We start from the raw sequence: 12,564 nt of genomic DNA, 5'->3' as shown, positions 1-12,564 counted from the left end.
AGGAAACCCATGCTTTTTGCTCCTCCACTCCAATCAGGCCGCCTCATTCAACGCTATAAACGTTTTCTCGCTGACGTTCAACTGACTGACGGTAGCGAAATGACAATGCACTGTGCGAATACCGGCGCCATGACGGGATGTGCAACGCCCGGCGATACCGTGTGGTATTCCACTTCGGATAATCTCAAACGAAAGTATGCTCATTCTTGGGAGCTAACCCAAACTCAGCAAGGGCATTGGATTTGCGTAAATACTATGCGAGCCAACACGTTAGTGCAGGAAGCCATTGCCGCAGGACGAATAAAAGAATTATCTGGTTACACAAAAGTGCGTACCGAGGTGCGCTACGGTGAAGAAAATAGCCGTATCGACTTGTTATTACAGGCAGAAAATCGACCTGACTGCTATATTGAGGTGAAGTCTGTCACCCTACTGCAACAGGGCTGTGGATACTTCCCTGATGCTGTAACGTTGCGCGGGCAAAAGCACCTTAGGGAGCTTGCACAACAGGTTCAAAACGGACAACGCGCAGTGCTGTTTTTCGCCGTGCTGCATACCGGTATTGAGAAAGTTGCGCCAGCACAACATATTGACCCGCAATACGCGAAATTACTGGCACAAGCCTGTGCGCTAGGCGTAGAAGTCATATGCTATGGAGCACAGATAAACGCGGAAGGAATTGAGCTAAACAACCCGCTACCGTTCGGGTTGTATTGAGTCTGCTATTTCGTCTTCTGTTGAAAAAAACAACAAAAAACGCAGAGCCGCTCGCCAAATACGCCGTCCTTCACACCATTGTCAAGCATTATGCAGGAATAATTGCCAACCTGAACTGCATCTGCTATTTATAGCGGCCTGATTTTTCCCCCGTTTGGGGATCGCTAATGCGTGTTATGTAGGAGAAGCAACATGCAAGAAGGGCAAAACCGTAAACCGTCGTCCTTAAGCATTCTCGCCATCGCTGGGGTGGAGCCGTACCAAGAGAAGCCAGGCGAAGAGTACATGAATGCAGCCCAGCTGGCTCATTTCAAACTGATTCTTGAAGCGTGGCGTAACCAGCTCCGTGACGAAGTTGACCGCACTGTGTCCCATATGCAGGACGAGGCGTCAAACTTCCCGGATCCGGTTGACCGTGCGGCACAGGAAGAAGAATTCAGCTTAGAACTGCGCAACCGCGATCGTGAGCGCAAGCTGATCAAAAAGATCGAAAAAACTCTGAAGAAAGTCGAAGACGACGATTTCGGCTTCTGTGAGTCTTGCGGTGTTGAGATCGGTATTCGTCGCTTAGAAGCGCGCCCAACAGCCGATCTTTGTATCGACTGTAAAACTCTGGCCGAAATCCGCGAAAAGCAGATGGCCGGTTAATCTGGGATACCAAGAACCTTCAACGCTCATCAGGGCGTTGATAGTTTCAGCCCAGCCTCACCACGGCGTTAATGCAGGAAGCCAACACCGTGGTGAATTCTTCCCGTACAGAGGCATGACGCCAACGTAACGAAATCCACAAACCAAATGCCATCACATCACTATATTGGCCGCTTTGCCCCATCTCCATCTGGCGATTTGCACTTTGGTTCGCTCATTGCCGCCCTCGGTAGTTATTTGCAATCTCGATCGCAACAGGGTCGTTGGCTAGTTCGCATCGAAGATATTGATCCTCCACGTGAAGTTCCCGGTGCAGCCGATCGCATTCTGCGTACGCTCGAACACTATAAACTTCATTGGGATGGCAGCGTACTGTATCAATCCCACCGCCACGATGCTTATCGCGCCGCGCTGGATTTTTTGCGGCATGAACACAAAGCCTATTTTTGCACCTGTACCCGCAGCCGTATTCATTCGTTAGGCGGGTTATACGACGGTCATTGCCGAACGTTAGGTCTTAGCTCTGCTCATGCGGCGCTACGTCTGGAACAAACGCATCCGGTGTATGGGTTTGAAGATGAGTTACACGGTTGGCTGGCTGCCGATCGTGCAATGGCTGAAGAAGACTTTATTATTCACCGCCGTGACGGACTGTTTGCCTATAATTTGGCGGTGGTGGTTGACGATCATTTTCAAGGTATTACTGAAATCGTACGCGGCGCTGATTTAATTGAGCCAACCGTCAGACAGATGGCACTGTATCACCAGTTTAACTGGCAAACGCCGCGCTACCTGCATTTGCCACTGGCGTTAAATCACGACGGCAACAAGCTATCTAAGCAAAATCACGCTGAACCCATTCCGATGAGCGATCCGCGCCCCGTTCTGGCTGCGGCTCTTGGTTTTTTGGGACAGTCAGTGCCGGAAGAATGGGCTGATTTAACAACCGAAGCGCTGCTAGAATATGCAGTGAGCCATTGGGATATGCAGCAAATACCAAAAAACTCGCGATTAATGGCGTGAATTTATCAGCGCCATTCTCAAAATGGCCCGCTTACGCTATGATGACCCGCTATTTTTTCTGCATATACTCGTCATGTATCACGTTGCGGGCGCTAAACGCAGCTTGAATGATTCAGAGCATACGACTAACAAGACACTATCGAGGTGCACCATTTTTACCCGAGTCGCCAACTTTTGCCGTAAGGTTTTAAGCCGAGAGGCGGAGAGCGCACAAGCGGAGGAGTCACGTTCAATGACGGTGATCCCGCGCGATCAACATAACATTTCGCGCCAACAAATCAGTGAGAACGCCCTCAAGGTTCTCTATCGCCTGAACAAATCAGGATACGAAGCGTATCTGGTTGGTGGTGGCGTGCGCGATCTGCTGCTCGGTAAACAGCCTAAAGATTTTGACATCACCACGAGCGCAACGCCGGAGCAAGTACGTAAATTGTTCCGCAACTGTCGCTTAGTTGGCCGCCGTTTCCGTTTGGCCCACGTGATGTTTGGCCCAGAAATTATCGAAGTTGCCACTTTCCGTGGTCACCATGAACATGCTGGTGATGGCAAAAATATCTCTCAGCAAGCGCAAAACGGCATGCTGCTACGCGACAACGTTTACGGCAATATCGAAGAAGATGCCCAGCGTCGCGATTTCACCATCAATAGCCTGTATTACAGCATTTCAGATTTTACGGTTCGTGATTACACCGGCGGCCTGCGTGATTTGCAGGAAGGTCGAATTCGCCTGATAGGCGATCCAGAAACGCGCTACCGTGAAGATCCGGTACGAATGCTGCGTGCGGTACGCTTTGCAGCCAAGCTGGATATGACTATCTGCCCGCAAACGGCGGAGCCTATTCCACGTTTAGCGGCGCTGCTGCATGAGATCCCATCGGCTCGCCTGTTTGAAGAGTCGCTGAAACTACTACAGTCTGGCTATGGTTTGGCCACTTATAAGTTGCTGTGCGAATACCAGCTATTCCAGCCGTTGTTCCCCGTCATTTCTCGCCACTTCACACCTAATGGCGATAGCCCGCTGGAACGAATCATCAATCAGGTGCTGAAAAACACCGATCATCGTTTGCAAAACAGCATGCGAGTGAATCCTGCATTTCTGTTCGCAGCTATGCTGTGGTATCCGCTGATTGAGCTGGCACAAAAAATTAATGATGAAAGTGGATTGACCTACTACGACGCTTTCGCTCTGGCGATGAATGATGTTTTGGACGAGCAATGTCGCACTCTCGCGATTCCAAAGCGTATCACCGCATTAGTTCGTGATATCTGGTCCCTGCAACTGCGTCTGTCTCGCCGCCAAGGAAAACGTGCGCATAAGCTGATGGAACAACCTAAGTTCCGTGCCGCTTTTGATCTGCTGGCGCTGCGTGCTCAGGCTGAGAACAGCAATGAGCTACAGCGTTTGACTCAGTGGTGGGATGAATTCCAGAAAGCTCCGCTGACGCGTCAGAAAACGATGGCCAACGAACTTGGTGATGATGGTGCTCGCCGTCGCCCACGTCGTCCTCGCCGCCGCGCACCGCGCCGTGAAGGCAACGGCGAATGACACGCGTCTATATTGCCTTAGGCAGCAATCTTGCCGATCCTTTGCATCAGGTTCAGTCAGCGCTCAACGCGCTGGCTAAACTGCCGCAGACTCAGCTTATCGCAACCTCATCGCTGTATCGTACACCGCCGCTTGGGCCTCAAGATCAACCGGATTACCTGAATGCGGTGGTGGCACTAGACACAGATTTACCCGCAGAACGCCTGTTAGATCACACGCAAAAAATCGAGCTAGAGCACGGCCGTGTACGCAAAGATGAGCGTTGGGGGCCACGGACGCTGGATCTTGATATTTTGCTTTTTGGCAATGACATCATTAACACCGAGCGATTGACCGTTCCGCATTACGACATGAAAAATCGTTCATTTATGCTCTATCCTCTGGCTGAAATTGCGCCTGATGTCCATTTTCCTGACGGAGAAAGTCTGAGTCACGCCCTCAAAAAACTTGGCGCAGCGCCACTCCATCGCTGGTAATTTCATAGTTATATCCATGAAATAACTATAAATAATTATTTCCCTGTATATATCCATTCCCGCCCCCACTATCGTTTTCCCCTTAGTTTTCTAATAGTTAGTGTTAATCCAGCGATAATACCTTTCCGATGCGACTGACAGATAAAGCGCTGTTCCTACCGCATAACATCTCTTAGAATGCGCTTTTGTCTCAGTCTGAATGACGCCGTCAGGGGATCTCATGAAACCGACCAGCATCACCCATCTGTTACAGTTAAAACAACAAAAAACTAAATTTGCCACCATCACGGCTTATGACGCCAGCTTTGCCAAGTTGTTTGAGGATCAGGGAATTCGCGTGATGTTAGTTGGCGATTCTCTTGGCATGACGCTGCTGGGGCATGATTCAACACTGCCTGTCACGATCGAAGATGTGGCTTACCATACGCGTGCCGTACGGCGTGGGGCACCATACTGTCTGTTACTTTCCGATCTTCCGTTCATGACCTATGCCACGCCTGAGCAGGCCTGCACCAACGCAGCGACGTTGATGCGCGCTGGAGCCAATATGGTCAAGCTAGAAGGCGGGAGTTGGTTAACTGAAACCGTGCAGATGCTTACCGATCGTGCCGTACCCGTCTGTGCTCATCTAGGTTTAACGCCACAGTCGGTAAATATTTTCGGTGGCTATAAAGTTCAAGGGCGTGATAAAGACGGCGCGGATAAACTGCTGGAAGATGCGCTAGCGTTGGAAGCTGCGGGTGCACAGTTGCTGGTATTAGAGTGTGTACCTGCTGCGCTGGCAAAAACCATTACCGACGCACTACAAATTCCCGTTATTGGCATTGGCGCGGGTAAAGACACCGACGGCCAAATTCTTGTCATGCACGATGCTTTAGGCATTACCGGCGGCCACACGCCTAAGTTTGCGAAGAACTTCCTTGCAGGACAAAGTGACATTCGCTCAGCTATTCGTCTGTATATTGAAGAAGTGGAGCAGGGCTTGTATCCGGCTGCAGAGCATACGTTTAACTAATTCGTCAGCGTCATCCATCGCTCCCTCTTCAGGGAGGGGGATAGATCATCAGTTTGGAGAACCACTGTGTTAATCATTGAGACAATCCCTCTGTTACGTCGTGAAATTCGTCGCTGGCGTCAAGAAGGCAAGCGCATTGCGTTGGTACCCACCATGGGTAATCTACACCAAGGTCACCTTACGCTAGTCGAAGAAGCCAAAGCGCGAGCCGATGTCGTTGTGGTCAGCGTTTTTGTAAACCCAATGCAGTTTGACCGCCCTGACGATTTAGCGCGCTATCCTCGTACGTTGCAGGAAGATTGTGAGAAATTAACTCGGCTAGGCGTGGATTTGGTCTTCGCTCCGTCTGAAAAAGAAGTCTATCCGAAAGGATTAGAACAACAGACCTACGTCGATGTGCCTTCGCTTTCAACCATGCTAGAAGGCGCTAGCCGTCCTGGGCACTTCCGCGGTGTCTCAACTATCGTCAGCAAACTATTCAACCTGATCCAGCCAGATATTGCCTGCTTTGGTGAAAAGGATTTCCAGCAGTTGGCCCTGATCCGCAAGATGGTATCTGACCTGAACTTCGATATTGATATCGTCGGTGTGCCGATTGTACGCGGCCCAGATGGGTTAGCCTTGAGTTCGCGTAATGGCTATCTCACCGCAGATGAACGTCGCTTAGCGCCGCGCCTATATAACATCATGAGCCATTTAGCCACTCAGCTAGAGAACGGTGAGCGTAATATCGACGAGCTGCTAGAACAAGCCACTAGCCGCCTGCGTGAAGCCGGTTTGCAGCCAGATGAACTGTTTGTCCGTGATGCTGACACGCTACTGGATGTTAACGTCGATACCAAAACAGCGGTGATTCTGGTATCTGCATGGTTAGGTAAGGCTCGCCTTATCGATAACATGCGCGTGCCTTTTAACGCCGAGAGTTAATTATTTTACATACAGTGGTAAACTTATTTTAGATAATTTAGTCGACCACTCGGTTAAAATAGGAAGAATTGCCGTCGCGGTTTTCAGCGCGACGGTTGCCATCAATAGATGTTAATGAAGGTATTGTTATGGTACGCACTATGTTGCAAGGCAAACTCCACCGCGTCAAAGTGACTCAGGCAGATTTGCATTACGAAGGCTCTTGCGCCATCGATCAGGATTTTCTGGATGCAGCGGGAATCCTGCAATATGAAGCGATCGATATCTATAACGTAGACAACGGTCAGCGCTTCTCAACCTACGCCATCGCCGCCGAACGCGGTTCAAAAATCATTTCCGTTAACGGTGCTGCCGCTCGCTGCGCGTGCGTTGGCGACACCATGATTATCTGCTCCTACGTACAAATGTCTGACGAACAGGCGCGCTCACACAATCCTAAAGTTGCCTATTTTGAAGGTGACAATGTGATGAAGCGCTTGGCAAAAGCAGTACCGGTGCAGGTGGCATAATCCCGATTTAAGCCGTTCGGAGCGCACGAGTACGATGAAGAGGCGCACGCTGGCGCCTCTTCACGATTTACAATACCGGTGCTGTCACCGCCTTCGCAGGCACTTTCACTGGCACCGCATTCGGCTTTTCTGGCACTGGTTGTGGGTTATTCGCAATCAGCGCAGCCATGCTCTGTACCGAATCTGTGCGTAGGACATATAACCGTTTCAGTGCAAACGGGTTATCCCCCATTCTGACTCTCCCCTGCACCGTCGTTACCGCTAAATGAAATCCCGCATCACGTGCGGCGTCCATCGCCTTTTGATTGTAGCCGCCAAAGGGGTATGACAAATACTGTACGTGTGGATTGAACTGGGACAAAGCACGCCGTGAACGCTGAAAATCGAACAGAATATTGTGATATGACCGGCTGAACAGAATAGGCTGCTTGTTAGCACTCACCCGATGCAGGAAATGAGTGTGCGATTGGATATCAAATACATCCTGGATTTCACGCAGCTCGGAAATACTCATAAACTGGAGTCCGTTAGGATTCCAGGCTTGTGGATGGCGCTTGATACGCGAAGAGATAATGAACGCAGTGGCTCTTTGCCCATTTTGCTTAAGCACCGGATAGGCATAGCGATAAACCGATTTCAAACCATCATCGAAAGTAAGCACCACGGCTTTAGCCGGTAGATTCATGCTTCCGGTGAGATAGCCTTCCAACTGATACATCGACAGCGTACTGTAGCCAGCCTGCTTGAGATAGGCCATCTGGTTACTGAAAGCCACATCCGATGTGGTCGTTGATGTCCGACGGAAACGCTTATTCTCTTCATTTTTCAGAATGTGGTGATACGTAAGCACCGCAATACCGTTATCTAAATCGGCATCGAGGGCACTGACATAGCCAAAGCGATCGCCTAGATTAATGGCATACCATGTCTGGTTGAGACGATCTTTTTGCTTATCAAGGACCGGATAGCGTAGGTTCTCTTCCAGTATAGCCACCGGCGTGCTTTGATTGTCTGCTTGGCTATAAACCGTCACAGGACGGCTTGTCACCAGATTTTGGAAACTTTTTTTGCGTAGGTCGTTCAGATTGTCGCGCGGAGGCTCACGCTTCTTTAGCTCTTTCACATCTTCGCGCGCAATAAAGCCGGTACCGTTGCCGAAGCGGAACTCATAATATTCCGAATCTGCTTGAAACACGTTGAGTATCTGCCCCTGCTGAATTTGCCCAACCGGAATAACGTGTTCCCCCACCAACGAATAAATCTCGCTGTCGCGCTCGGCTTCCATGTATTGATACTGCTGCCAACTATCAGGCAAAAGGTCGGCAATCGCCGTATTCGGCGTACAAATAACCCACAGAGAAAACAGCAGTCCTGCTGTTATTGTTTGAAATAGCTTCATTTTTATATTTAGGGAATTCAGATGTCACTTGGCTAAAAATCATTTTAAGAACAACAGAATAGCATGGGTGAGCAAGAAGGCACATGGTTAAAAGATTGTCGGTGATATAGGTATCGCTTATGAATTCAGGAAATCATCCGCAAAAAACGGATGTACTGAAGAACTCGTAAGACTGAAAGGGTGTCGATGACGTCCACCAGCCAACATCAATATTTATATGAAAATATCAATGCTCGCTGATGGACGCGATTTCAGCCTATGTTTCATCACTAAATGGCATAGGCGGTCAGATAAATTAGCTAACGGTAAACGACATCATCATCCCTGTATCTTCGTGCTCTAGCAGATGACAATGTGCCATGTAGGCGCGTTCTTTAGGGGCTTCATGATTAAATTTCACTAATACCTCACTACGCCATCCTTCAACACGCACGGTGTCTTTCCATCCACTACGGTGGGCTGCCGGTGGTTTGCCGTTTTCAGAAAGAATACGGAACTGAGTACCGTGAATATGGAACGGATGGAGCATCATGTCGCCCTCCCCCGAAATCGTCCATTTCTCGTAGGTACCACGTTTGACATCAAACATCGGCTTCGCCATATCGAACGCGATTCCGTTGATTTTATTGCCATGCATGAAATCATAGTCCTGAGCGGTCTTCTGCCCATGTCCCATGCCGTCATGATTCATTTTGCCATGCCCCATATGCCCCTGCATTTTCATGCCCTGCATACCACTATGATCCATACCCGACATATCACCATGGCCCTGCATACTCATACCCGCCATTGATTCCATACCGTAGCGCTGCATCATCATCTGCATCCCCATCATATCGAGCTGTGGGTCCATCATCAGCTGTAACCAACGGGTTTTAACGTTATCAACCACTGGGATCGCGGGCATATTGACTAATGAATCAGGCAATTTTGCTTCGCTTTGTTTGAGCGTTGGCTGGATATGCAGTACCGGCAATGCATGATCGAACGGGGCTAACGTCATGCCCATTTGCTTAACGGGCAGTGTCACAATATCGAACGCTTTACCATCGCGGGTATCGATCAGCACTTCAAAGCGCTCCCCCATGAGAATGGGTAATTCACTCAGCTTCACTGGCTCAGCCAGCAGGCCACCATCGCTAGCAACAACGTACATTGGGCGACCATCGCTGGTCGCCAAATTGAGCGAACGGGCGTTACAACCGTTGAGAAAACGGAGTCGTAGCCAACCGCGCGGTGCAAGATGCTGCGGATAAAGTGTGCCATTCGTCAGCATCATATCCCCAAACCAACCCACTGCCGCGGTCATGATATCCAGCTGGTAATCGATATGACCTTTAGCATCGAGTCGCTTATCTTGCAGGATCACAGGGATATCATCGACGCCCCACTCCTTAGGCAAAGGAAGCTTGGTGCTCTCTTCATCGTCAATAATAATCAGTCCCCCCAACCCCATCGCCACCTGACGACCTGTAAGGCCATGAGTATGCGGATGGAACCATGCCGTGGTCGCTGGCTGATCGACCTTAAAGGCAGCCGTCCATACTTTGCCAGCCTCAATGACCGCCTGCGGGCCTCCGTCAGACGTTCCGGGGATTTCCATCCCATGCCAGTGCATTGTTGTGGCCTCCGGCAGAGCGTTGGTCACATTGATGGCAACATCTTTACCACGCTCTAAACGCATCGCAGGGCCTAACAGTGGGCCGTTAATTCCCCACGTTGGCGTCTGCACGCCCGCTTTCCAATTCATGCTACCTGTTTGAACTTTCAGATCTATTTTACCTGCAGCATCAGGTATCAGCAGCGAGGGGATGGGTAAATTGGGTCGATTAGCAGCAAAAACAGAATGGCTCCAGAGCGGTAAAGCACTCGATGCCCCCAGCACAGCGGTGAGTTTGATAAAGTCGCGGCGAAGCATGTCAGATTCCCTTGTGCGTCGTTGAAAAGACTCAGTTAAATATCGGAGTAACGAACAATATGGCTATAGTCGCCAAATGTTTTTCTGTACCCCGCATGATGAATTCAGGGTAGACCTTCCAGTAAGGGGAGAGTCAAGCAGGGACTTGATTAAATGACGTGAGATTAACAAAATTGATTAAGAAAATGAGTAAGAAACACTGTAGAAACAGGGTTAAAATATGATACCGTCAAAGTACAAATAAATAATGTGCATCTGTTTATGAAAAAAACCTCGCTGGTGCTTTTGCTTTTAGGTTTGCTGAGTTTTACCTCTGCCAGCCAGGCTATTGATGATATGCAATCCGAAGATTTAGCCGATCTCACCGCTATCTTCGTGTTTCTGAAAAATGACTGTGGCTATAATGATTTGCCAAATGCTCAAATCAAGAAGGCTATCGTGTTTTTTGCCAACCGTAATGGCTGGGATTTATCTAACTATAATACTAAAAAAATGAAAGCGTTAGGTGAAGATAGTTACCACGATCTCAGCCGCATTGCGATGCCAACGGCAACCAAATGCAAGTATCTGGCTCGAGACTCTCTGAGCCTTTTAGCCTACGCAAACTGATCGACAACGTATGCTTGGCAAAAAAAACGGCAGAAAATCTCTGCCGTTTTTAGTTTTTAAACGTCTAGCATCCATATTGGGTTAGCTAGCGTGTTGATGTGATAAACGCCCGATACTTATCCAGCGCCTGCAAAAAGTCTTCCAAGCCACAGAAAGAGAGACTTTCTTCATCGTAATAGCTCATCCCCTCTTCCATTTCATCGCCCTCAACGGCCAGTTGATTAGCCCGAACCATGACTTCTTCTCCGTCTAACCATAACGTATATTCATGTCCGGTAAGCTGCCATTGACGTTCACTGCCTTTTACCTCTGCCGCGGCCTGTTCAACCTGAGCCAGTAACTCCAGATTCCCTTTAACCTCTTCGTTAAGCCAATGTCCAACAACCTCGTGCCCCATCGAAAATACGGCGACGACCTGTCCAGTTACATCATGGCGAAATTCATAATCCATCGTTCAGCCCTCCGCGACGTCCCCTCTTTCATCTGGGGATTATTTATATACCCTAAATAATTCGAGTTGCAGGACAAAAAAGCGTTAGCCTTTTTGAACAGCGCACAGCGCTGGCCCCTAAGGGCGAGGCTTTGCCGAGTAACGCAGGTGAGCGCAGCCAACGCACATGCAGCTTGAAGTATGACAGGTGTAGTGTAAACATCCGTTGCGTAGCTGTACTGTCGAGGCTCGCAAACTGGAAAAATAAAACGGAGGCCATCGCCTCCGTCATGGAATTAACACCGTTTTCTTAGAAAACCGGCGCGGTATATCAGCAAAAATAACCTCTAGGGTCAAGCCAGCTCGCGCTTCTTCTCACTGATATCATGTTCAATGCCCTGCTTAACATCCTCGGGGATCTTCAACGACTGAGCCAAAGCATCCAGATAGCTACGCTCCATAAAGTGATCGATATCGATCACGACACAGCTGAGGTAATAAACCTCAAGCGCTTCATCCTCGTTCTTGATATCTTTCCCAAGCAAATCTGGATTTAACGGCTGCGCCAAAGCGTCTTGCACCCAGTGTTCAGCTTCCGCACCTAGCCCCAACTCATGCAGGCTCTTATCGATTGCCTGACGTTCAGTCTCATCAACGTGCCCATCACTTTTAGCCGCAAACACAATAGCCTGAATCAGTCGCTTAGTGCGCGTATCTAATGGTGAAACCTGAGCGCCGAACTGAGGCTCATCCTGATGAGTTTCTTTGACACGCTGCTTATATTTATTCCACAGCACCGCGCCAACCGCCGCAGAACCGCCGACAATCAACGCACTTTTGCCAAATTTTCCCACCAGTTTACGGGATGATTTATTTCCTAGCAGAACACCAACCAAACCACCTAATGCCGCAGGTGCGAGTAACTTACCCACTCCCTCTGAACCTCCAAGTGATTTAGTTTTATCACCCAGCATAGATTGAATTTGTTGCATCCAATTATTTTTCATCACACACCCCATGGGTACAATTTATCGATATTATTACATCTATATTACGGGGTTATCTGTCAGTTTACGTATGGGGATTGAAAACTTGCCTATATTTCAAGGGGCGATGAACTAAGACTTCGCTCAATATCATTCAACTTAATAATGTGCAGTAAATCTATAGAAAAAAACAGATAACAATCAGAATATTATTCCTTTCTTATATTGAAATTAATAATTTTATTAATTGCAGCTTATAACAACAGAAAATTAAAAACGGAATAATCTTAATGCCACCACTTTCAGCCCAACGTATGAATAAAATGCTGGTTATATTTTTCATTAAGATATCTACTAGAGG

At 48.7% G+C, this 12,564-nt stretch carries 13 protein-coding genes; 9 read left to right on the top strand and 4 right to left on the bottom strand.

The genetic code is table 11. From position 1 onward, the window contains the following. The first annotated feature begins 9 nt into the window (after positions 1 to 9). The 8 genes from sfsA to panD all read left to right on the top strand — a co-directional run bounded on the left by sfsA (position 10) and on the right by panD (position 6,861). Positions 10 to 717 (top strand): DNA/RNA nuclease SfsA, encoded by a 708-nt coding sequence (gene sfsA, locus M988_RS03795; protein ID WP_064572904.1) that lies wholly within the window; start codon positions 10 to 12, stop codon positions 715 to 717. A 192-nt stretch (positions 718 to 909) separates the two neighbouring features. Next, the gene (gene dksA, locus M988_RS03790; RefSeq protein ID WP_004094427.1) at positions 910 to 1,365 is read left to right on the top strand and encodes an RNA polymerase-binding protein DksA; all 456 of its coding nucleotides are present in this window, start codon (positions 910 to 912) and stop codon (positions 1,363 to 1,365) included. Between the two features lie 147 nt (positions 1,366 to 1,512). After that, complete coding sequence (gene gluQRS / locus M988_RS03785; protein ID WP_064572902.1) at positions 1,513 to 2,388, top strand: tRNA glutamyl-Q(34) synthetase GluQRS; 876 nt, start codon at positions 1,513 to 1,515, stop codon at positions 2,386 to 2,388. A 151-nt stretch (positions 2,389 to 2,539) separates the two neighbouring features. Next, the gene (pcnB, locus tag M988_RS03780) at positions 2,540 to 3,934 is read left to right on the top strand and encodes a polynucleotide adenylyltransferase PcnB (RefSeq protein ID WP_211271668.1); all 1,395 of its coding nucleotides are present in this window, start codon (positions 2,540 to 2,542) and stop codon (positions 3,932 to 3,934) included. Further along, positions 3,931 to 4,410 carry a 2-amino-4-hydroxy-6-hydroxymethyldihydropteridine diphosphokinase gene (folK, locus tag M988_RS03775; protein WP_008814563.1) on the top strand — a complete coding sequence of 160 codons (480 nt, stop codon included), beginning with the start codon at positions 3,931 to 3,933 and terminating at the stop codon, positions 4,408 to 4,410. The genes pcnB and folK overlap by 4 nt, the downstream gene beginning before the upstream one ends. A 220-nt stretch (positions 4,411 to 4,630) precedes the next feature. Next, entirely contained in the window at positions 4,631 to 5,425 is a 795-nt protein-coding gene (gene panB, locus M988_RS03770) for a 3-methyl-2-oxobutanoate hydroxymethyltransferase (protein ID WP_064572898.1), read from the top strand. Between the two features lie 66 nt (positions 5,426 to 5,491). Then, a complete protein-coding gene (gene panC / locus M988_RS03765) occupies positions 5,492 to 6,352 on the top strand; it encodes a pantoate--beta-alanine ligase (protein ID WP_035503722.1) in 861 nt (286 codons plus the stop codon). 128 nt (positions 6,353 to 6,480) lie between these two features. Continuing rightward, a complete protein-coding gene (panD, locus tag M988_RS03760) occupies positions 6,481 to 6,861 on the top strand; it encodes an aspartate 1-decarboxylase (protein ID WP_008814566.1) in 381 nt (126 codons plus the stop codon). A 67-nt stretch (positions 6,862 to 6,928) separates the two neighbouring features. Here panD and M988_RS03755 read toward each other — a convergent pair whose 3' ends face one another. Further along, positions 6,929 to 8,260 (bottom strand): polysaccharide deacetylase family protein, encoded by a 1,332-nt coding sequence (locus tag M988_RS03755; protein ID WP_064572896.1) that lies wholly within the window; start codon positions 8,258 to 8,260, stop codon positions 6,929 to 6,931. 295 nt (positions 8,261 to 8,555) lie between these two features. Further along, positions 8,556 to 10,178 carry a multicopper oxidase CueO gene (cueO, locus tag M988_RS03750; protein ID WP_061059607.1) on the bottom strand — a complete coding sequence of 541 codons (1,623 nt, stop codon included), beginning with the start codon at positions 10,176 to 10,178 and terminating at the stop codon, positions 8,556 to 8,558. A gap of 261 nt (positions 10,179 to 10,439) precedes the next feature. Here cueO and M988_RS03745 point away from each other — a divergent pair, with 261 nt between their 5' ends. Beyond that, on the top strand, positions 10,440 to 10,787 hold the full coding sequence (locus M988_RS03745) for a YacC family pilotin-like protein (RefSeq protein WP_008814569.1): 348 nt from the start codon (positions 10,440 to 10,442) through the stop codon (positions 10,785 to 10,787). Positions 10,788 to 10,872: 85 nt separating this feature from the next. Here the strand turns inward: M988_RS03745 and yacL are convergent, their stop codons facing one another. Together yacL and M988_RS03735 are read right to left on the bottom strand one after the other, a co-directional pair. Further along, on the bottom strand, positions 10,873 to 11,238 hold the full coding sequence (yacL, locus tag M988_RS03740) for a protein YacL (RefSeq protein ID WP_039190139.1): 366 nt from the start codon (positions 11,236 to 11,238) through the stop codon (positions 10,873 to 10,875). A 332-nt stretch (positions 11,239 to 11,570) separates the two neighbouring features. Then, on the bottom strand, positions 11,571 to 12,224 hold the full coding sequence (locus M988_RS03735; RefSeq protein WP_008814571.1) for a tellurite resistance TerB family protein: 654 nt from the start codon (positions 12,222 to 12,224) through the stop codon (positions 11,571 to 11,573). Positions 12,225 to 12,564: the final 340 nt, after the last annotated feature.

Source organism: Hafnia paralvei ATCC 29927 (genome assembly GCF_001655005.1).
In the GTDB taxonomy this organism is placed as follows: domain Bacteria; phylum Pseudomonadota; class Gammaproteobacteria; order Enterobacterales; family Enterobacteriaceae; genus Hafnia; species Hafnia paralvei.
The sequence above is the reverse complement of the archived record's forward strand: the minus strand, read 5'-3'. Positions and strand labels throughout refer to the sequence as shown.